The organism is Kitasatospora purpeofusca (genome assembly GCF_034043715.1).
In the GTDB taxonomy this organism is placed as follows: Bacteria; Actinomycetota; Actinomycetes; order Streptomycetales; family Streptomycetaceae; genus Kitasatospora; species Kitasatospora purpeofusca_A.
Window position 1 is genome coordinate 1 of the sequence record NZ_JAXCLC010000012.1, and the last position, 18,615, is coordinate 18,615.

An 18,615-nucleotide genomic window follows, 5' to 3' on the forward strand; every position below is an offset into this window, starting at 1 on the left:
GCGACCGACGACAACGCGGCGAGGTGCGTGCCCCAGCGCCGCACGGCAGGCGCGGGTTTGAAGACGGACCCTAGGGCGCGTCCCGGCCGGGCAGCGAGAGCTCCAGCGCCGCCAGCCGCGCCGGGTCCGCGACCACCTCGAACCCGGCCACCCGGCCGTCCGCGACCTCGAACCGCAGCAGCAGCCGCAGCCGCCCCTCCGGCGCGATCGCCGCGCAGAGCTCGCCGTCCACCAGCACCGGCACCGCGAACCGCGCCCGCCGCCCGATCACCCGCGTCTCCCGGGCCACCGCCTCGGCGCCGCGCAGCAGCACCGGCCGCCCGGCGGGCAGGGCGGCCGGGTCGGCCCGGCGCACCACCTCCGGGGCGAGCACGGCGAGCAGCGCGTCCAGGTCGCCCCCGCGCGCGGCGGCCAGGAACGCCTCCACCACCTCCCGCCGCGCCGACCCCGTCGCCTCCCCCGTGCCCGTCGCCTCCCCTGTGCCCCGGACCCGCTGCCGGGCCCGGCTCGCCAGCTTCTTCGCGGCCGCCGTGTTCCGCCCGACGATCGGCCCGATCTGCTCGAACGGCACCGCGAAGCCGTCGTGCAGCACGAAGGCGACCCGCTCCGCCGGGCCCAGCCGGTCCAGCACCACCAGCATCGCCCGGCCCACCTCCTCGACCAGCTCGGCCTCCGCCTCCGGGCCGTCCACCACCTCCTCGACCACCACCGGCTCCGTCCGCCTCCCCCGCAGCACGTCCAGGCAGATCCGCGACACCACCGTGGTCAGCCACCCCGGCAGGTTCTCCAGCTCCGCCGCGTCCACCCGTTCCAGCCGCAGCCAGGCCTCCTGCACGGCGTCCTCGGCCTCCGCCGTCGACCCGAGCATGCGCCGCGCCACCGCCCCCAGCCGCCCCCGCTCGGCCTCGAACCGCACCGCAAGCTCCTCGCGCCCGTCCATCGGTCACCTTTCCGTCCGCGCCCTCGTCACGGGGTTGACGACGCCCACTCCCCGAAGGTGACCAGGAGCCCTCCCATGCCCGCCTTGCTCCACCTCGACTCCAGCGCGAGCCCGCTCGACCGGTCCGTCAGCCGCCGCCTGACCGCCCGCTTCGCCCGCGCCTGGCAGGACCGCCACCCGGACGCCGGCTACCGCCACCGCGACCTCGCCGCCGACCCGGTCCCGCTCGTCGGCCCCGGCTACGCCTCCCTCGGCATCCGCGTCGAACGCCGGGCCGCCCCCCTCCCGCTGCCCGACGTCCACACCCTCGCGACCACCCCCGACGAACAGCACGAGTGGTCCCTCACCCATCCCCTGATCACCGAGCTGCACGCCGCCGACACCCTGCTGCTGGGCGTCCCGATGTACAACTTCACCGTCCCCGCCGCCCTCAAGGCCTGGATCGACCGGATCACCTTCCCCGGCGCCCACACCGGCCGCCTCACCGCCACCCGCGTCGTCGTGGTCACCGCCCGCGGCGGCGGCTACGGCCCTGGCACCCCGCGCGAACCCTTCGACTTCCAGACCCCATACCTGCGCGCCTGGTTCACCGAACACCTCGGCGTCCCGGACGCCAACCTCCACTTCGTCCACGCCGAACTCACCCGCGCCGCCGACATCCCCGCCCTCACCCCCTACCGCGACCTCGCCACCACCTCCCTCGGCACCGCCCGCACCACCCTGACCACCCTCGCCACCGCCTGAACCCGCGCCCGAACCCTGCGCCCGAACCACGAGAGGGCCGGCGGAAACTCCCACCGGCCCTCTCCGTTCCGTCCGCTACCGCCCGCCCCACGGCTCGTCCGTCGGCACGATCTCCCGCCCCAGCGGCGTCAGCGACACCGGGATGAGCTTGAGGTTCGCCCACCCGAACGGGATCCCGATGATCGAGACGAACAGCGGAATGCTGGTGATCAGATGCATCAGCGCCAGCCACCACCCCGCGCACACCAGCCAGATCACATTCCCGACGCACGACGGCGCCCCGGCGTCCGGCCGCTCCACGGCCTTCCGCCCGAACGGCCAGATCACGAACCCGGCCAGCCGGAACGACGCGATGCCAAAGGGAATGGTGATGATCAGAACGCAGCAGATGACACCGGCGATCACATATCCGATCGCCATCCAGATGCCGCAGAAGATCAGCCAGATCACGTTGAGAACGAAGTCGATCACCTTCATGTCCGGCACCTTCTCACGCGCGGCGGCTGCCTCCTACCACCCCGATGCCCGCTGGACTGTGTGTCTACGCCCCGGACACCGCACCTCAGGGACGGCTCAGGGTGCGGGCACGGGACGGTCAGCGCTTCCGGGCGCGGTGGTCCCGGAGGAGGGCGGTGAGGCGGGCCGGGTCGGCGCTGCCGTCGAGCTCGGCGAGGAGTGCGTCGGGGCAGAGCTCGTAGGGGTCGCCCCACCAGCGGCCGACCTCGTTGTCCCGGATCCGGTAGCCGCCGGGGACGCCCCGGGCCACGTAGCGACGTCTGGCCATGGGCCGGACGGTAGACCGGGGGCCGGTCCGGGCGCCGCCGGGTTCACAGCGGGGTGACGGCCTTGAGGATGAGGAGGAGGGCGACCGCGGCGTTGAGGGCCGAGAGGGCGGAGGCGGCGGTGCCGAGGGCGGCGACCAGGGCGGCGAGGCCGGCGGGGGTGCGGGCGGGGGGCCAGTTGCGGGCGGTGGGGACGGGGCCCAGGAGGGCGGCGACCCGGCGGGGGACGGGGCCGGGGGCGGCGAAGGCGGGGAACGCCGCGTAGGCGGCGGGGGCCGTGTGCGAGGCGAGGGCGGCCCGGGCGACGGCGCGGGCGGTGACCCGGCGGTCCCCGACGGCCTGCGCGGACTCCTCGTCGGCCCAGCGCTCCGCGCTGTAGGCGACGGCCCGCTGGAGCGGCCGGAGGAACGGGTTGACGCAGCCGGCCAGCTGGGTGGCCAGCAGGTGGCGGTGGTGCCGGTGGGTGAGGTGGGCGCGCTCGTGCGCGAGCAGCGCGGCCCGCTCGTCCTCGGCCAGGCCGTCGAGCATGCCGGTGGAGACGACCACCCGCCCGGGCGAGCGGGGCGAGCCGGGCAGCGCGTAGGCGTACGGCGCCGGGTCGGGGAGCAGGGCGACGTCGGAGGCGGCGGGCAGGGCGCGGCCGAGGGCGCGCCGGGCGCGGGCGCGGATCCGCAGGTGCCGGACCAGGGTGCGGCCGACGGCGAGCAGGACCACGGCGAGGACGAGCAGCGCCGCCGTGCCGACCGTCTCGTGGTAGGGCAGGGCGTCCCTGACCTCGGGGTCGGACCAGCTGTCGGGCAGCGGGTTGCCGGGGAGCTGCGCGGTGCCGACGACGCCGATCAGGCCGAGGCTGACCGCGCTGCACAGCGCCATCACGATGCTGAACCCGGTGAGCAGCCGGGCGGCGCCGCGCGGGTGGAGGTGCTGCTCGGTGAGACGGGCGATGGGCAGCGCCGTCAGCGGCAGGACGAGCGGGAGGAAGACGAAGAAACCCACGGTGAGGAGGTCAGCCTTCGCGGTCGGGGGCCGGGGCGGTGGCGCTGTCGAGCAGGGTGCGCAGCAGTTCCTCGTCGTGCGGGAGCAGGGCGGTGACGAAGCTGGCGAGGACGGCGTCCCGGTCGGGTTCGCCGTCCAGGACGCGGCGCATCCGCAGGGCGGCGAGGCCGGCGGCGTCCGAGGAGGCCTGCCAGAGGTAGGAGCGGCCGGAGCGGGTCCGGCTGACGGCGCCCTTGGCGTGCAGCCGGGAGAGGATCGTCATCACGGTGGTGTAGGCGAGGTCGCCGTCGAGGCGTTCCTGGACCCAGCCGGCGGTGGCGGGGCCGGGTGCGTGCTGGAGCACCGCCAGTACCTGGGCCTCCAGTTCGCCCTGGCCGCGCCGCCGGGCCCGCGGGTCGCCGGCCACCGGGGCGTTGGTGTCCTCTGCGGTGTCCGCGGTGTCCTCTGCCATGCCGGTCATCCTAACGAGAGGGCGTGGAGGCCGGAATCAGCGCTGTGGTTCGCGGACGTTCCGCCGGCAGGAGAGTCACGTGCCGCGCCTTCCAGGTCCGCGGCGGGGGTCGGACCACCAGGACCGGCCCGCCGGGGAGGCCGGGGGCGCGCGGGGCGGGTCACCCGAACAGGTGCGGTCCGGTTGCCGGGCGGCGGCGACTGGCGGACGGTCGAACCCCGGACATCCGTTCGAGTGAGTTCCGGGTCGGCGCGCCCTGGACCGGGGCGCGCTCCGGCCCGGGAACCGAGGACCCGGATTCGAGGAGGTCCCATGAGCAGCACCACTCCGCCGACCCCGCCGACACCCCCGCCGTCGGGCACGACACCACCCCCCGGACAGGGGGCCCGACCGGCCGGACCGGCCACGCCGTCGTCGCCACGGCACGGTGCCAGCGGCTGGGTGACCGGCGGGGTGCTCTTCGCCGGTGTGCTGATGATGATGAACGGCGTGCTCGACGTGACCCGGGGCATCATGGCGATCGCCGAGGACGACGTCTTCGTCACCACCCAGAACTACGTGTTCCAGTTCAGCCTCACCGGCTGGGGCTGGATCCATCTGATCCTCGGCGCGCTGATCGCGGTGACCGGTTTCTTCGTGATCAGAGGCGCCGTCTGGGCGCAGTACGTCGGCATCGGCCTGGTGGTGCTGGGCGGGATCGAGAGCTTCCTCTCGCTGCCCTACTACCCCATCTGGTCGGTGGTCGTGCTCGCCCTGGACGTGTTCATCATCTGGGCGCTGTGCACCAACGCCCAGGACCGCGCCTGACGCGCAGCCGCCGTCCGACCGAGGACCGGCCGTCGTCGGCGTGCCCCGCCCGGGCGCGCGGACGACGGCCGGGCGCCGTCCACGGCCATGCGCGCCTCGGACTCGTGCGCCTCAGCCCGTGCGCCTCAGACTTGTGCGCCTCGGACTCGTGCGCCTCAGACCGCGCGCCTCAGACCCGCGCCCGCTGGGTGAGCGCGATGCAGAGCAGCACCAGCACCGCCGTCACCGGCGCCGCGGCCGGCAGCACCTCGCCGAGCAGCAGCACCGACCAGGTCAGCGTCAGCAGCGGCTGCGCCAGCTGGAGCTGACTCGCCCTCGGCACGCCGATCGCCGCCATCCCCCGGTACCAGACCACGAACCCGCCGAACTGTGACACCACCGCCGTGTACGCCAGCCCGGCCAGCGCCTTCCCGCCGAACTCCCCCGGCTCGACGGGCAGCGCCAGCGCCGTGGTCAGCGCGGTGACCGGCAGCGCCGCGACCACCGCCCAGCCGATCACCTGCCAGCCGGGCAGCTCCCGGGAGATCCGCCCGCCCTCCGCGTAGCCGGCCGCGCAGACCAGCAGCGCCGCGAACAGGTACAGGTCGGCGAGGCCGGGCCGCCCGTGGCTCTGCAGCAGGGTGAAGCCCAGCACGGCCGCCGCCCCGGCCAGTGCCGCGCCCCAGAACAGCCGGGACGGCCGGGCACCGGAGCGGCCGGCCCGCAGCGCGGCGACGGCCGCGGTGGCCAGCGGCAGCACGCCGATGACGACCGCCGAGTGCGCGGTCGAGGAGGTGCGCAGGGCCAGCGTGGTGAGCAGCGGGAAGCCGAGGACGCAGCCCGCCGAGACCACCAGCAGGCCGGGCCAGTGCCGTCGCTCGGGCAGCGGGACGCGGGCCGCCGCCAGGCAGAGCGCGGCGAGCACTCCGGCGAGCAGGCCGCGCAGGCCGGTCGCGGTCCAGGGGCCGAAGCCGGTGAGCGCCCAGGCGGTGGCGGGGAAGCTGAAGGAGAAGCAGAGGACACCCAGGGCGGCCTGGGCGGTACCGGCGGAGCCCCCGGCCCGGGGCGCGGCCTTCGGCGCCGTAGCGGGCCGGTCCGCTATCACCGGACGGGGGGTAGCGCTATCTTGTGCTCTCATGAGTGAGCGTAGCAGTGTGACCGAACTCGCCAACAGTCTGCGGCGAGAGGTCGAGCGCTACCCGGAAGGACAGAAGCTGGCGTCGAGCCGGGCCCTGATGGAACGCCACCAGGTCAGCCCGGGCACGGTCTCCCGCGCCATCGCCGTCCTCGCCGCCGAAGGACTCGTGGTCTCCCGCCCGGGCGCCGGGGTGTTCCGCGCGGCGGCCTTCACGACCGGCCCCGCGACCGGCCCCGCGACCGGCGCCCGCAGGAGCCCGTCCGGCACCGCCCGCCCCGGCGACCTCTCCTGGCAGGAGATCGCCCTCAGCAGCGAGAGCGGACCGCGCGACCTGCTGGCCGCCCCGGTGTTCGCCACCCTGCGCGTGCCGCCGCCCGACGTCATCGACCTCAACAGCGGCTACCCGCACGCCTCACTGCTGCCCGAACGGCTGCTCGCCGCCGCCCTGGCCCGGGCCGGACGCCGCCCGGGCGCCTGGGAGCGCCCGCCCACCGACGGCCTCACCGAGCTGCGCGGCTGGTTCGCCCGCGACATCGGCGGCCACGACGGGCCGATCGCCACCGGGGACGTCCTGCTCACCTCCGGCGGGCAGAGCGGCCTCACCGTGGCGATGCGCTCCCTCGCCGCGCCCGGCGCGCCGGTCCTGGTGGAGTCGCCGACCTACCCGGGCATCCTGGCGGTCGTCCGGGCGGCCGGGCTGCGGCCCGTCCCGGTGCCGGTCGACGCCGACGGCGTCCGTACCGACCTGCTGGCGGACGCCTTCGGGGCCACCAAGGCGCGGGTCTTCGTCTGCCAGCCGCTGTTCCAGAACCCGACCGGTGCGGTGCTCTCCCCCGAACGCCGGGCCGAGGTGCTCCGGATCGCCCGGGCCGCCGGTGCCTTCGTCGTCGAGGACGACTTCTCCCGGCTGCTGGTCCACGCGGACGCCCCCGCCCTGCCCCGGCCGCTCGCCGCCGACGACCGCGACGGGGTGGTGGTGCACCTGCGTTCGCTCACCAAGGCGGCCTCGCCCAACCTGCGGGTCGGCGCCCTCACCGCGCGCGGCCCGGCCCTCGCCCGGCTGCGGGCCACCCAGGTGGTGGACAGCTTCTTCGTGCCCCGGCCGCTCCAGGAGGCGACCCTGGAACTCGTCGCCGACCCGGGCTGGGCCCGTCACCTGCGCGCGCTCGGTACCGAGCTGCGCAACCGCCGCACCGCCGCCGTCGCCGCCCTGCACCGCGAGCTGCCCGGCGTGCTCGGCACCTACCGCCCCGGCGGCTACCACCTGTGGCTGCGGCTCCCCGAGGGCGTCGACGACGGCGTGCTCACCGCCGCCGCCATGCGGGCCGGCGTCCAGGTGACCCCCGGCCGCCCGTACCACGCCGCCGAACCGCCGGCCGCCAATCTGCGGCTCAGCTACGCCGCCGCGGAGAACTCCGCCCAGGTGGTGGAGGGCATCCACCGGCTCCGGACGGTGCTGGACGAGGTTACGACGGCCTGATCGACCGCTTTCGCGCCGCTGGGCCGCTACCGGTGGCCGGCCATCCGCTCCAGCCGGGCGATCCGCTCGGCCATCGGCGGATGGGTCGAGAACAGCTTCGTACCGGCCTCGCCCGGCCGGAACGGGCTGGCGATCATCATGTGGCTGGCGGTCTGGATCTGCGGCTCCGGCGGCAGCGGCAGCTGCCTGGTGCCCACGTCCAGCTTGCGCAGCGCGCTCGCCAGAGCCAGCGGGTCGCCGGTGATCCGGGCCCCGTCGGCGTCGGCCTGGTACTCCCGGGAGCGGCTGACCGCCAGCTGGATCAGCGAGGCGGCGACCGGGCCGAGGATCATGATCGCGAGCAGCCCGAACAGGCCCGGGCCGTCGTCGTCGTCCCCCCGGCCGAACGGGATCAGCCAGGCGAAGTTCACCAGGAACATCACCACCGAGGCGAGCGCGCCGGCCACCGAGGAGATCAGGATGTCCCGGTTGTAGACGTGGCTCAGCTCATGGCCGAGGACACCCCGCAGCTCGCGCTCGTCGAGCAGCTGCAGGATGCCGTCGGTGCAGCAGACCGCCGCGTTGCGCGGGTTGCGGCCGGTGGCGAAGGCGTTCGGCGCCGGGGTCGGCGAGATGTAGAGCCGGGGCATCGGCTGGCGCGCCGAGGTGGAGAGCTCCCGGACGATCCGGTACAGCCGCGGTGCCTCGATCTCGCTCACCGGCCGGGCCCGCATGGCGCGCAGGGCGAGCTTGTCGCTGTTCCAGTAGGCGTAGGCGTTGGTGCCGAGGGCGACCAGCAGGGCGATCACGAAGCCCGTGCGGCCGAAGAAGGAGCCGATCACCAGGATCAGCGCCGAGAGGCCCCCGAGCAGGGCGGCGGTCCTCAGTCCGTTGTGCCGGCGATGCACGGGTGGCCCTCCAATGGTGCGTGGGGAAGCCCTTTCTGCCTCGTCCCTCCTGCCCGGTCAACGGGTGGGGGCCGGGGCCTTGTTCCCTTGTGACCGGCATGACACCCGACCGGGGGACGGGACCCCGCCTCGGCGCACCCGCCGGGCGGGGTTCAGAACAGCGAACCGCCGACGACCTGGAGCACCAGCTGAGGGGCCACCGAGAGCACCACCGCGACGGAGGCCGTGAGGCCCAGGGTGGCGGTCAGCGACACCGGCAGGCGCCGCTCGGGGGCGGTTCCGGCGGCCGGGGCTGCGGTGCCCCCCTTCTCCGCCCGCGCCTCCGGGGCAGCCTCCGGGGCCGGGGCGAACAGCACGGCGGTCCAGCGCAGGTAGTAGTACAGCGCGACGACCACATTGACGGCCATCACCACGGCCAGCCAGCCCAGCCCGGCGTCGACGGCGGCGCGGAACACCACCACCTTGCCGAACAGGCCGATCACGCCCGGCGGCAGCCCGGCCAGGCAGAGCAGGAAGAACGCCAGCGCCAGCGCCGTCCAGCGGCGCCGGGCGAACAGTCCGCGGAAGTCCTCCACACCGGCCTCGGACCGGCGGCCGACCGCCGCCACCACGCCGAAGGCGCCCAGGTTGACCACGCCGTAGATCAGCGCGTACGCGGCGGTGGCGCCCAGCGGGTCGGTCGTGGTGGGCGCGTAGCCGGCCGCGGCCAGCGGCACCAGCAGGTACCCGGCCTGGCCCACCGAGGACCAGGCGAGCAGCCGGACCGCGCTGTAGCGGGTGTCGAAGCGCTGGCGCAGCGCGCCCGCGTTGCCGACCGTCATGGTGAGGGCGGCCAGTACCGCGAGCACCAGGCCCCAGGTGTGCGCGTACGGGCGGAAGGCGATGGTGGTGACCAGGGCCAGTCCGGCCAGTCCGGCCGCCTTGCCGACCACCGAGAGGTAGCCGGCCACCGGCAGCGGGGCGCCGGTGTAGGTGTCCGGCACCCAGAAGTGGAACGGCACGGCGGCGACCTTGAAGGCGAAGCCGGCCAGCGTGAGCACGGCTCCCGCCTCGGCCAGCGGCTTCAACTGCGCGGGGGCGTGCTCGAGTCCGGTGGCGACGGCGCCCAGGTGCAGGCTGCCGCTCGCCGCGTAGACGAAGCCGATGCCGAGCAGCATCACGGCGGTCGCGGTGACGGAGGTCAGGAAGAACTTGAGCGCGGCCTCGGCGCCCCGGCCGTCCCGGCGCAGCGCGACCAGGGCGAAGGCGGGCAGCGAGGCCACCTCCAGGGCGATCACCAGGGTGGCGAGGTCGCGGGAGGCGGGCAGCAGTGCGGCGCCGGTGGCGCTGGAGAGCAGCAGGAACCAGTACTCGCCGCCGGGCAGCTCCTCGCGCTCCACCGTGTGGGCGGACAGCAGGGCGGCGATCAGCGCGCCGCCGAGTGCCAGCAGCTGGAAGACCAGGGCGAAGTGGTCGGCGACGTAGGAGCAGCCAACCGCGGCGGAGCCGGTGATCGACGGACTGTCAGTAGCTCCTGTTACGTTCTGCGCACAGAAGGTGGCTCGGGGTGATCCACCGGTGAGCGGGAGGAGCGAGACGATGGCGAGGGCGAGTCCGGCGGCGGTGAGCCGGCCCAGCCAGCGCTTGTGCCGCGCGGGCAGGAACAGATCGGTGACCAGCACGGCGAGGGCGGCCAGCGCGGCGATCAGCGGGGGCGCGATCGCCACCCAGTCCACGGACTGGATCAGGCTGCCCGGGTTGGCGACGGCGAGGGAGGTCACAGTGGTCTGCCCCGTGGAGTGAGATCCGAGTGCGGTGCCGAGCATGGTCAGCCACCCCCGAGCAGGTGCTTGACCGCGGGGTCGGAGAGGCCGAGCAGGAGCGCGGGCCAGAGGCCGGCGAGCAGGGTGAGGGCGGCCAGCGGTGTCCAGCTGACGGCCTCGTAGGGGCGGAGGTCGGCGAGTTCGGCCACCGGCGCGGGCTGCTTCGGGTCACCCATGCAGACGCGCCTGACCACGATCAGCAGATAGGCGGCGGTGAGGAGGGTGCCGAGACCGGCCAGGACCATGTAGGTGACGAAAGCGGGGCGCGAGAGGCCCTCGGCCGGGTCGAACGCGCCGAACATGGCGAGCAGCTCGCCCCAGAAACCGGCCAGGCCCGGCAGGCCGAGGCTGGCGACGGCGGCGAAGGCGAGCAGCGCGCCGAGCCGGGGCGCCCGCCCGTAGAGGGCGGCTCCGGTGGCGCCGGCCAGGGTGTCGAGGTCCGCCGTGCCGTAGCGGTCCTTGAGCGCCCCGACCACGAAGAACAGCAGGCCGGTGATCAGACCGTGCGCGATGTTGGCGAACAGCGCGCCGTTGACCCCCACCGGGGTGAGGGAGGCGATGCCCAGCAGGACGAAGCCCATGTGGCCGACGGAGGAGTAGGCGATCAGGCGCTTGAGGTCGCCCTTGGCGCCGGTCCTGGCCAGGGCGAGGCAGGCCAGTGAGCCGTAGACGATGCCGACGGCGGCGAACGCGCCCAGGTAGGGGGCGAGCGTCGTGGTGCCGTCGGGGACGACCGGGAGGAGGACCCGGACCAGGCCGTAGGTACCCATCTTCAGCAGCACGCCGGCGAGCAGGACGGAGCCCACCGTCGGGGCGGACGTGTGCGCGTCCGGGAGCCAGCTGTGCAGCGGCCAGGCGGGGGCCTTGACCGCGAGCCCGATCATGATCGCCAGCGCGGCGATCACCTGGGTGGAGTGGCTCAGGCCGGAGCCGTGGGCGGCGGCGAGGGCCTGCATGTCGAAGGTGCCCGCCTTGAGGCCGACCAGCAGGAAGCCCAGCAGCATCACGGCCGAGCCGAGCAGCGTGTACAGGATGAACCGGTTCGCGGCCGGCACCTTCGCGCCGCTCCCCCAGCGGGCGATCAGGAAGTACATCGGGATCAGCACGATCTCGAAGGCCAGGAAGAAGAGCACCAGGTCCAGCACCGCGAAGGTGGCCAGCATGCCCGCTTCGAGGAGGAGGAACAGCCCGGCGAAGGCCCGGGCGGAGGGAACGCCCGGCCCGGACGGCAGCCGCCGCTCCGAGTACAGCGCGCAGAGGAAGGTGAGCAGCGAGGTCAGCACCAGCAGCGGCAGCGAGACGCCGTCCACCCCGAGGTGGAGGCGCACCCCGATGGCCGGGATCCAGGCCACGTCGGTGGTGGCCTGCATCCGGGCGGGCTCGTCGTGGTCGAAGCCGGCCGCCAGGGCGACGGTGAGCAGCAGGACGGCGCCGGTCACCACCGTGCCGAGGCGCAGCGCCCGCCGGTCGGCGGCGGCCGGCTCCGGGCCGAACACCGGGGCCAGGGTGAGCGCGGCGCCGAGCAGCGGCAGCACCAGGAGGGCGATGAGGACCGCGTTCATCGGGGACTCCTGACGACAACCACGACAACGGGCGGGAACGGGAGGTACGGCATCGGCTACACCGCCACCAGGACGGCCAGCAGGACGACGCCGGCGAGCAGCGCGCTGAGGTAGGTCTGCGCGTTGCCGGTCTGCGCGAGCCGGACGACCCGGCCGAGCAGGTCGGCCCCGGCACCGCTGCCGCGCACGTACGTCTCCACGACCTCGCGGTCGAGGAAGCGGACGAGCCGGGCGGCGGCCTCGACCGGGCGGACGAACACCGCGCTGTAGAGCCGGTCGACGCCGAAGCCGTGCCGGGCCGGGCCGAACAGCGGGCCCAGCAGGGCGCGCCCGGGATCGGCGACGATCACCTCGGCGGCCGGGGCTCCGGCCTGCTCGGGCACCCGGCCGGGCTCCGCCGGGGCGGGCCGGCCCTCGGTGGCCCGGGCGGTGGCCGAGCGCCAGGCGCCGTAGGCCAGCAGCACACCGACCACGGCCAGGCCGGTGCCGGTGACAGCGGTGACGGCGGAGGGCCTCAGCGAGCCGCCGTCCAGCAGTGCGGGCAGCCAGTCCGAGCGCAGGCCGGCGATGCCGAAGCCCATGGTCGGGACGGCCAGCACCCACAGCGGCCAGCGCATCGCGGGCGGTTCGGCGACGGCCGGGTCGGCCTCGTCCGGCTCGGGCGAGTACGGCGCGTCCGGCTCGTGGTCGGCGACGGCCGGGGCCCCGGCGGTGGCGGTGGCGGTGGCGGTGGCCACCGCACCCGCCGGACTGTGGAAGGTCACCAGGAAGAGCCTGGCCGCGTACGCCGCCGTGAGCACCGCGGTGAGCCCGGCCGAGATCAGCACGATCCAGCCGGCCGCCTGCGGGACCGCCGAGGCCGGTCCCAGACCGTTGGTCAGCGCCTCGCCCTTGGCGGCGTGCTCGGCGGCGGTCAGCACCGCCTCCTTGCTGAAGAAGCCGGAGAACGGCGGCAGGCCGACCAGGGCGATCAGCGCGATGGCGGTGGTCCAGTAGGCGTCCGGGACGCGCTTGCGCAGTCCCGGGATCCTGGACATCGCCGAGATCGAGTTGGTGTGCGCGGCGTGGATCACCACACCGGCGGCGAGGAACAGCAGCGCCTTGAAGGCGCCGTGGCTCACCAGGTGGAAGACCGAGGCCTCCCGGTCGCCGCTGGCCAGCGCCCCGGCCATGTAGCCGAGCTGGCCGACGGTCGAGTAGGCGAGCACCCGCTTGAGGTCGTCCTGGGCCAGCGCGCAGAGCGCCGAGCCGATCATCGTCACGGCGGCCATCACCGCCAGGACCACCAGCGCCGCCCCGGACAGCAGGAAGACCGGCAGCAGCCGGGCCACCAGGTAGATGCCGGCCGCGACCATGGTGGCGGCGTGGATCAGCGCGGAGACCGGCGTCGGACCGGCCATCGCGTCCGGGAGCCAGGTGTGCAGCGGGAACTGCGCGCTCTTGCCCGCCACCCCGGCCAGCAGGAGCAGGGCCACCAGCGTCGGGTGGCCGAGCCGCCCGTCGCCGGCGGCCCGCAGCACGTCCTCGATCCGGAAGCTGCCGGCGTCGGCACCGAGCAGGAAGATGCCGAACAGGAACGGCACATCGCCCAGCTTGGTGACCAGGAAGGCCTTCAGCGAGGCGGAGCGGGCGTCCTCGGTCTCCCAGTGGTGGCCGATCAGGAAGTACGAGCAGATGCCCATGACCTCCCAGCCGACCAGCAGCACGATCAGGTCGCCGGAGTACACGACCAGGAACATCGCCGCCGTGAACAGCGAGACCAGCGCCGCGTACGAGGGGTAGCGCGGATCGTCCTTGAGGTAGGCGGTCGAGTAGACCTGGACACAGGTGGCGACCAGGCCGACCAGCACCGAGATCAGCGAGCTGTAGCCGTCCAGGTGGATCGCGAGCGCGATCTCCGGGCCGCCGGTCGGGGTGAGCCGGGTGGCGGCGTCCAGCACCTGGCCGGTGCCGAGCTGGATCGCGACCACCAGGGCGAGCACGGCCGAGACCGCGACCGGCACGATCGCCAGCGGCCGGGCCAGGCCCGGGGAGCGGCGGCCGACGGCCAGGGTGGCGGCCGCACCGAGCGCGGGCAGGGCGGGGACGAGGGCGGGCAGGGCGAGGTTCATGCGGCGGCCCGGCCCTTCGGCGCACCGGTCCCGACCGGTGCCTCCTCGACGTCGGCGGTGGATTCGGCCGGGTCGCCGAGCGCGGTGGCCCGGTCGAGGTCCGCCGTGCCCCGGGCCCGGAAGAGCAGCAGGACGATGGCGAGCCCGAGCCCGATCTCGGCGGCGGCGATCGTGATGGTGAACAGGGTCAGCGCCTGGCCGGCGTGCAGCGAGTCGCGCAGCCAGGCGTCGAAGGCGACCAGGTTGAGGTTGACGGCGTTGAGCATCAGCTCGACGGACATCAGCACCAGGATCACGTTGCGCCGGGCGAGGACGCCGTAGACGCCGACGCTGAACAGCAGCGCGGCGAGGACGACGGGGTAGGCGAGGTGCATCAGCTCTCCTCCGCCGGAGCGGTCTGGGGGGCCTCGGCCGGGGGCGCGGCGGCCTGCCGGGCGACCGTCCCGTTGGAGCCCACCGGGCGGCCGGCCCGGATCCGAGCGGCCCGGGGCGGCGGGACCCGCCGACCCGCGCCGCGCGACAGCACGATGGCGCCGACCAGCGCGGCCAGCAGCAGCACCGAGAGCGCCTCGAAGGGCAGCACCCAGGTGCGGAACAGGCTCGCACCGGTCACGGCGGCCGAGCCACCGCCCGCCCCGAGGTCGATCCAGGACGTCCGGAAGGCGTCCACGACCAGCGTCACCAGGGTCCCGGCCGAGGCCAGCGCGACCACCAGGGCGACCCAGCGGTTGTTCGAGTCGGCGTCCGGCGAGCGCCCGATCGGCGCCTTGGTGAGCATCAGCCCGAACAGCACCAGCACGACCACCGAGCCGAGGTAGATCAGCACCTGCACCCAGGCGATGAACTCGGCGGTGAGCAGCAGGAACTCCACCGCCAGCCCGCCGAGCGCGGCGACCAGCCACAGCGCGGCGTGCACCAGCTGCCTGGTGGTCACTGCGACCACGGCCGAGCCGAGCACGGCGACGCCGACCAGCAGGAAGACGATCTCCACCCCGGTCGGGGAGAGGAAGGAGCGGGCGGCCGGGTCCAGCGGCCCGGCCGCGGCGAGCAGGGCGGCAGCGCTCACTGCGCGTCACCCCCCTGTTCGAGAGCCGCGGCGGCGGCCGCCGCGAGCTTGTCGGCGGCCTTCCGCGCGGTGGCGATCTCCTTGGGCTCCTCGGCCGCCGGGTCCAGCGCCGGCGGCACCGGCACCGTCCACATCCAGTCCCGGAGCCGGTCCCGCTCGTGGGTCAGCTCCAGGATGTCGGTCTCCGCGTACTCGAACTCGGGCGACCAGAACAGCGCGTCGAACGGGCACACCTCGATGCAGATCCCGCAGTACATACAGAGCGAGAAGTCGATGGCGAACCGGTCCAGCACATTGCGGGTGCGGGCGCGCGCGTTCGGGTCGGCGGCCGGCAGCGTCTCCTTGTGGGAGTCGATGTAGATGCACCAGTCCGGGCACTCACGGGCGCAGAGCATGCAGACCGTGCAGTTCTCCTCCAGCAGCGCGATCACGCCGCGCGAACGGGGCGGCAGCGCGGGCAGCGTGTCGGGGTACTGCGCGGTGACGGTCTTCCTCGTCATCGTCCGCAGGGTGACGGCCAGGCCCTTGGCCAGGCCCGCACCGGGGAAACTCATGAGATCGCCACCTTGATGATGCCGGTGAGGGCCAGCTGGACGAGGGCGAGCGGGATCAGCACCGTCCACGCGAAGCGCATCAGCTGGTCCTCGCGCAGCCGGGGGTAGGTGACCCGCAGCCAGATCACCACGAAGGCCAGCGCGAAGGTCTTCAGCAGGGTCCACAGCCAGCCGAGCTGATCCGGCAGCGGGCCGTGCCAGCCGCCGAGGAACAGCACCGCGGTCAGCGCGGAGACCACCAGGATGCCCACGTACTCGGAGAGCAGGAACAGCGCGAAGCGCAGACCGGTGTACTCGGTGTACGCGCCGAAGATGATCTCCGAATCGGCGACCGGCATGTCGAACGGCGGGCGCTGCAGCTCGGCCAGACCCGCCGTGAAGAACACGAAGGCGCCGATGACCTGCCACGGGATCCAGTACCACTCCCAGGCGTCCACGATCCCGGGCAGCGAGAGCGTCCCGGCGGCCATCGCCACCGAGGCCGCGGCGAGCACCATCGGCAGCTCGTAGGACATCAGCTGCGCGGCCGTGCGCAGACCGCCGAGCAGCGAGAACTTGTTGGCCGAGGCCCAGCCCGCCATCAGCTTGCCGATCACGCCGACACCCATGACGGCCAGCACGAAGAACAGGCCGGCGTCGATCGCCTGCCCGACGAAGCCGTCCGGGCCGACCGGGACCGCCAGCAGCACGAAGAGGTAGGGCAGCAGTGAGACGGCGGGGGCCAGCTGGAAGATCCGGCGATCGGCCCCGGCCGGGACGATGTCCTCCTTCTGCGCGAACTTCACCCCGTCCGCGATCAGCTGCGCCCAGCCGTGGAAGCCGCCGGCGTACATCGGGCCGAGCCGGCCCTGCATGTGGGCCATCACCTTGTGCTCGGCCTGGCCGATGACCAGGGGGAGGGTGAGGAAGACGACCAGCGTGGCGACGCAGCGCAGCACCGTGTCGAACAGGTTCACGCGCCGTCTCCGTCCTGGTCGGCCGAGTCGGCCGACTCGGCCGGCGGCTCGCTCGTCTTCCGCTCCCCGGCGACGGGCCCGGCCGAAGGCTCGGCAGCGCCGTCCGAAGGCTCAGCGCGCTCGCCAGAAGGCCCGTCCGAAGGCTCGCCCGTCGGCCCGTCGTGGGCCGGCACCGGGTTGTGCCAGGGCGCGTCGGAGGACCGGGTCCGGGACGGCTCGGTCCGCGCGGGCCCAGGCTCCGGAGCAGCGGCGGCCGGAGCAGCGGCGGCCGGAGCGGCCTCCGCCTGGCTCGCCGACCCCTCGGAGACCGACCTCGTCCGCCGCGGCCGGTCCGCCCGCACCGGCGGCGCGGCAGCACCCTCGACACCCGCAGCGCTGTCGGCAGCCGCAGCCCCGGCAGCACCCGCCGCCGCCCGCGGCGTCCGGGCCGCGCCGGCGGCCCTGGCCCCCCGGGCGGGACGCTCGGCCACCGGCGGCAGGGTGCCCTTGAGCGGCCCCCACTCGTTCGGGTCCGGCACGCCGGCCGGCTGCATCTTGCGCCGCGCCGGCCCGTCGCCCTCGGACTCGCCCGGCTCCTTGGCACCCGGCCAGGCCTTGGCGACCCGCGCCGCGAGCACGAACTCCTTGCGCAGCGGGTACCCCTCGAAGCCGTCCGGCAGCAGCAGGGTGACCAGGTGGGGATGCCCGGGGAAGTCGATGCCGAACATCTCGTGCGTCTCGCGCTCGTGCCAGGCGGCCCCGGCGTACACGGCGACGGCGGTCGGCAGCGCCGCCCCGGCGCGCGGCACCCGGGTGCGCACCGCCAGGTGGCGCACCCCGGGGGCGTCGACGGCGGCGAGGTGGGCGACCACCGAGAAGCCCTCGGCGAGCTCGTCGACGGCGCTGAGCCAGTCGAAGAAGGTCAGGCCGAGGGTGTCCCGGGCCACGGTGAGCGCCTCGATCCAGTGCTCGGCGGGCACGTCGACGGTGATCAGCCCGTATGCCTCGGCGCCGGTCGCCCACTCCCCGACCGACGCCGCGTACTGCTCGGCCGTGGTCACGAGGCCCCTCCCTCGACGGTGCCGGAGCCCCCGGCCCTACCGGTGTCGCCACCAGCGTCGGTACCGGTGTCGGTGTCGCTACCGGCGACAGCCCCGGGCCCGGGCACCGGCGGACGCCGCAGCGCCGCCGCGGGCGCGGTGTAGCGGTCGGGCAGCGACTCGGCGGCGATCTTCTCCTGGAGCTTGAGGATGCCCTGGAGCAGCGCCTCGGGCCGCGGCGGGCAGCCGGGCACGTAGACGTCGACCGGGATGATCTGGTCGACGCCCTTGGTGACGGAGTAGGAGTCCCAGTAGGGACCGCCGGAGTTGGAGCAGGCGCCGAAGGAGATGACGTACTTCGGCTCGGGCATCTGCTCGTAGAGGCGCTTCACCGCGGGCGCCATCTTGTCGGTCACCGTCCCCGAGACGATCATCAGATCGGCCTGCCGGGGGCCCGGCGCGAACGGGATGACACCCATCCGGATGAAGTCGTGCTTGGCCATCGACGCCGCGATGAACTCGATCGCGCAGCAGGCGAGGCCGAAGTTGAAGCACCAGAGGCTGTAGCGCCGCCCCCAGTTGAGCACCACCTTGACCGGGTCCGGCGCGAGCCGGGCCAGCGGGCCGATGCGCCGCTCCGCGGCGGCACCGGGGCTCGACGGGTCCGGCACGCCCAGCGGAACGGGGCCCCCGGCGTTGCCGTGCCCGTGCGAGTGGCTGTGCGTCACGTCCATTCGAGAACGCCCTTCTTCCAGGCGTAGAGCAGGCCGACCGCGAGGAAGCCGATGAAGACGAACATCTCGACCAGCGTCCCGGCGCCGTACCCGGCGGAGGCGAAGACGGTCGCCCACGGGAACAGGTAGATCGCGTCGACCGCGAAGATCACGTACAGGAAGGCGTAGACGTAGTAGCGGACCTGGGTGTGCGCCCAGTCCTCCCCCACCGGGTCCACGCCGCACTCGTAGGCGAGGAGCTTCTCCGGCGAGTGGACCACCGGCCGGAGCAGTCGGTTGGCGGTGAACGCCACCGTCACGAAGAGCACGCCGACGACGGCGAGCAGGCCCATCGCGGCGTACGCGTCGAAGTAGCCGCTGCCGGCCGCCGGGTCGGCCGCGACCTCGGCCGCCTGCTGCCCCACCATGCCTCGCCTCCACATCGGCCGCGGAACCCGCCCTCGGGGCGGTTCTACGACGTTCCTTTACACGCTCATAACCATCGCCAGTGCGTGAGTCTAAGTGCACCGCCCCCCTGCCCGGCATCCTGCCCGGTCCGCAAGACATCCGATGGACGGCCGGTGGACATCCGGCGGCACGCGCCGGTCACCCCGCCGTCACCCGGGCC

Annotated in this window: 20 protein-coding genes; 3 read left to right on the forward strand and 17 right to left on the reverse strand. The window is 74.3% G+C overall.

The window, feature by feature from the left end; genetic code table 11:
- Nucleotides 1-70: 70 nt before the first annotated feature.
- Nucleotides 71-940: a sigma-70 family RNA polymerase sigma factor gene (locus SM793_RS08740; protein WP_320437493.1), complete on the reverse strand. Its 870-nt coding sequence runs from the start codon at nucleotides 938-940 to the stop codon at nucleotides 71-73.
- 75 nt (nucleotides 941-1,015) lie between these two features.
- Between SM793_RS08740 and SM793_RS08745 the strand changes: the two genes are divergently transcribed.
- A complete protein-coding gene (locus SM793_RS08745; protein WP_320437494.1) occupies nucleotides 1,016-1,684 on the forward strand; it encodes an FMN-dependent NADH-azoreductase in 669 nt (222 codons plus the stop codon).
- Nucleotides 1,685-1,759: 75 nt separating this feature from the next.
- Here the strand turns inward: SM793_RS08745 and SM793_RS08750 are convergent, their stop codons facing one another.
- The 4 genes from SM793_RS08750 to SM793_RS08765 form a co-directional block, all read right to left on the reverse strand.
- Entirely contained in the window at nucleotides 1,760-2,161 is a 402-nt protein-coding gene (locus tag SM793_RS08750; protein ID WP_320437495.1) for a YccF domain-containing protein, read from the reverse strand.
- A 118-nt stretch (nucleotides 2,162-2,279) separates the two neighbouring features.
- Complete coding sequence (locus SM793_RS08755; RefSeq protein ID WP_320437496.1) at nucleotides 2,280-2,468, reverse strand: hypothetical protein; 189 nt, start codon at nucleotides 2,466-2,468, stop codon at nucleotides 2,280-2,282.
- Nucleotides 2,469-2,511: 43 nt separating this feature from the next.
- Nucleotides 2,512-3,462, reverse strand: coding sequence for a M48 family metalloprotease (locus tag SM793_RS08760; protein WP_320437497.1), 951 nt, complete (start codon nucleotides 3,460-3,462; stop codon nucleotides 2,512-2,514).
- A 10-nt stretch (nucleotides 3,463-3,472) separates the two neighbouring features.
- Nucleotides 3,473-3,913 carry a BlaI/MecI/CopY family transcriptional regulator gene (locus SM793_RS08765; RefSeq protein ID WP_079008939.1) on the reverse strand — a complete coding sequence of 147 codons (441 nt, stop codon included), beginning with the start codon at nucleotides 3,911-3,913 and terminating at the stop codon, nucleotides 3,473-3,475.
- A gap of 312 nt (nucleotides 3,914-4,225) precedes the next feature.
- On the opposite strand from SM793_RS08765, the gene SM793_RS08770 reads away from it, so the two are divergent.
- Nucleotides 4,226-4,720: a hypothetical protein gene (locus SM793_RS08770; RefSeq protein ID WP_320437498.1), complete on the forward strand. Its 495-nt coding sequence runs from the start codon at nucleotides 4,226-4,228 to the stop codon at nucleotides 4,718-4,720.
- 169 nt (nucleotides 4,721-4,889) lie between these two features.
- Here SM793_RS08770 and SM793_RS08775 read toward each other — a convergent pair whose 3' ends face one another.
- A complete protein-coding gene (locus tag SM793_RS08775; protein WP_320437499.1) occupies nucleotides 4,890-5,837 on the reverse strand; it encodes a DMT family transporter in 948 nt (315 codons plus the stop codon).
- Between SM793_RS08775 and SM793_RS08780 the strand changes: the two genes are divergently transcribed.
- Nucleotides 5,836-7,317, forward strand: a complete 1,482-nt coding sequence (locus SM793_RS08780; protein WP_320437500.1) for a PLP-dependent aminotransferase family protein — start codon at nucleotides 5,836-5,838, stop codon at nucleotides 7,315-7,317. The genes SM793_RS08775 and SM793_RS08780 overlap by 2 nt on opposite strands.
- A 26-nt stretch (nucleotides 7,318-7,343) precedes the next feature.
- On the opposite strand, the gene htpX is transcribed toward SM793_RS08780, so the two are convergent.
- The 11 genes from htpX to SM793_RS08835 all read right to left on the reverse strand — a co-directional run bounded on the left by htpX (nucleotide 7,344) and on the right by SM793_RS08835 (nucleotide 18,415).
- Nucleotides 7,344-8,204: a zinc metalloprotease HtpX gene (gene htpX / locus SM793_RS08785; protein ID WP_320437501.1), complete on the reverse strand. Its 861-nt coding sequence runs from the start codon at nucleotides 8,202-8,204 to the stop codon at nucleotides 7,344-7,346.
- A gap of 152 nt (nucleotides 8,205-8,356) precedes the next feature.
- The gene (locus SM793_RS08790; protein WP_320437502.1) at nucleotides 8,357-10,009 is read right to left on the reverse strand and encodes an NADH-quinone oxidoreductase subunit N; all 1,653 of its coding nucleotides are present in this window, start codon (nucleotides 10,007-10,009) and stop codon (nucleotides 8,357-8,359) included.
- A gap of 2 nt (nucleotides 10,010-10,011) precedes the next feature.
- On the reverse strand, nucleotides 10,012-11,568 hold the full coding sequence (locus tag SM793_RS08795) for an NADH-quinone oxidoreductase subunit M (RefSeq protein ID WP_320437503.1): 1,557 nt from the start codon (nucleotides 11,566-11,568) through the stop codon (nucleotides 10,012-10,014).
- Nucleotides 11,569-11,624: 56 nt separating this feature from the next.
- Nucleotides 11,625-13,679, reverse strand: a complete 2,055-nt coding sequence (locus SM793_RS08800; RefSeq protein ID WP_320437504.1) for an NADH-quinone oxidoreductase subunit L — start codon at nucleotides 13,677-13,679, stop codon at nucleotides 11,625-11,627.
- Entirely contained in the window at nucleotides 13,676-14,053 is a 378-nt protein-coding gene (gene nuoK, locus SM793_RS08805; protein WP_320437505.1) for an NADH-quinone oxidoreductase subunit NuoK, read from the reverse strand. Before nuoK ends, SM793_RS08800 begins: the two co-directional genes overlap by 4 nt.
- Nucleotides 14,053-14,745 carry an NADH-quinone oxidoreductase subunit J gene (locus tag SM793_RS08810; protein WP_320437506.1) on the reverse strand — a complete coding sequence of 231 codons (693 nt, stop codon included), beginning with the start codon at nucleotides 14,743-14,745 and terminating at the stop codon, nucleotides 14,053-14,055. The genes nuoK and SM793_RS08810 overlap by 1 nt, the downstream gene beginning before the upstream one ends.
- Nucleotides 14,742-15,299, reverse strand: a complete 558-nt coding sequence (locus SM793_RS08815; protein WP_320437507.1) for an NADH-quinone oxidoreductase subunit I — start codon at nucleotides 15,297-15,299, stop codon at nucleotides 14,742-14,744. Before SM793_RS08815 ends, SM793_RS08810 begins: the two co-directional genes overlap by 4 nt.
- Nucleotides 15,296-16,255 carry an NADH-quinone oxidoreductase subunit NuoH gene (gene nuoH / locus SM793_RS08820; RefSeq protein WP_413815898.1) on the reverse strand — a complete coding sequence of 320 codons (960 nt, stop codon included), beginning with the start codon at nucleotides 16,253-16,255 and terminating at the stop codon, nucleotides 15,296-15,298. The genes SM793_RS08815 and nuoH overlap by 4 nt, the downstream gene beginning before the upstream one ends.
- Nucleotides 16,252-17,295, reverse strand: coding sequence for an NADH-quinone oxidoreductase subunit C (locus tag SM793_RS08825; protein ID WP_320437508.1), 1,044 nt, complete (start codon nucleotides 17,293-17,295; stop codon nucleotides 16,252-16,254). Before SM793_RS08825 ends, nuoH begins: the two co-directional genes overlap by 4 nt.
- Entirely contained in the window at nucleotides 17,292-18,008 is a 717-nt protein-coding gene (locus SM793_RS08830; RefSeq protein ID WP_320437509.1) for an NADH-quinone oxidoreductase subunit B family protein, read from the reverse strand. Before SM793_RS08830 ends, SM793_RS08825 begins: the two co-directional genes overlap by 4 nt.
- Nucleotides 17,999-18,415, reverse strand: coding sequence for an NADH-quinone oxidoreductase subunit A (locus tag SM793_RS08835; RefSeq protein ID WP_320437510.1), 417 nt, complete (start codon nucleotides 18,413-18,415; stop codon nucleotides 17,999-18,001). Before SM793_RS08835 ends, SM793_RS08830 begins: the two co-directional genes overlap by 10 nt.
- Between the last annotated feature and the right edge of the window lie 200 nt (nucleotides 18,416-18,615).

Excerpts from the sequence above, each read along its gene's own strand:
- SM793_RS08795 (WP_320437503.1), bottom strand. The coding sequence starts at position 11,568 with ATGAACGCGGTCCTCATCGCCCTCCTGGTGCTGCCGCTGCTCGGCGCC.
- SM793_RS08765 (WP_079008939.1), bottom strand. The coding sequence starts at position 3,913 with ATGGCAGAGGACACCGCGGACACCGCAGAGGACACCAACGCCCCGGTG.
- SM793_RS08775 (WP_320437499.1), bottom strand. The coding sequence starts at position 5,837 with ATGAGAGCACAAGATAGCGCTACCCCCCGTCCGGTGATAGCGGACCGG.
- nuoK (WP_320437505.1), bottom strand. The coding sequence starts at position 14,053 with ATGCACCTCGCCTACCCCGTCGTCCTCGCCGCGCTGCTGTTCAGCGTC.
- SM793_RS08835 (WP_320437510.1), bottom strand. The coding sequence starts at position 18,415 with ATGGTGGGGCAGCAGGCGGCCGAGGTCGCGGCCGACCCGGCGGCCGGC.
- SM793_RS08830 (WP_320437509.1), bottom strand. The coding sequence starts at position 18,008 with ATGGACGTGACGCACAGCCACTCGCACGGGCACGGCAACGCCGGGGGC.
- SM793_RS08780 (WP_320437500.1), top strand. The coding sequence starts at position 5,836 with ATGAGTGAGCGTAGCAGTGTGACCGAACTCGCCAACAGTCTGCGGCGA.
- SM793_RS08800 (WP_320437504.1), bottom strand. The coding sequence starts at position 13,679 with ATGAACCTCGCCCTGCCCGCCCTCGTCCCCGCCCTGCCCGCGCTCGGT.
- SM793_RS08750 (WP_320437495.1), bottom strand. The coding sequence starts at position 2,161 with ATGAAGGTGATCGACTTCGTTCTCAACGTGATCTGGCTGATCTTCTGC.
- SM793_RS08790 (WP_320437502.1), bottom strand. The coding sequence starts at position 10,009 with ATGCTCGGCACCGCACTCGGATCTCACTCCACGGGGCAGACCACTGTG.
- SM793_RS08815 (WP_320437507.1), bottom strand. The coding sequence starts at position 15,299 with ATGAGTTTCCCCGGTGCGGGCCTGGCCAAGGGCCTGGCCGTCACCCTG.
- SM793_RS08770 (WP_320437498.1), top strand. The coding sequence starts at position 4,226 with ATGAGCAGCACCACTCCGCCGACCCCGCCGACACCCCCGCCGTCGGGC.
- SM793_RS08740 (WP_320437493.1), bottom strand. The coding sequence starts at position 940 with ATGGACGGGCGCGAGGAGCTTGCGGTGCGGTTCGAGGCCGAGCGGGGG.
- SM793_RS08755 (WP_320437496.1), bottom strand. The coding sequence starts at position 2,468 with ATGGCCAGACGTCGCTACGTGGCCCGGGGCGTCCCCGGCGGCTACCGG.
- SM793_RS08745 (WP_320437494.1), top strand. The coding sequence starts at position 1,016 with ATGCCCGCCTTGCTCCACCTCGACTCCAGCGCGAGCCCGCTCGACCGG.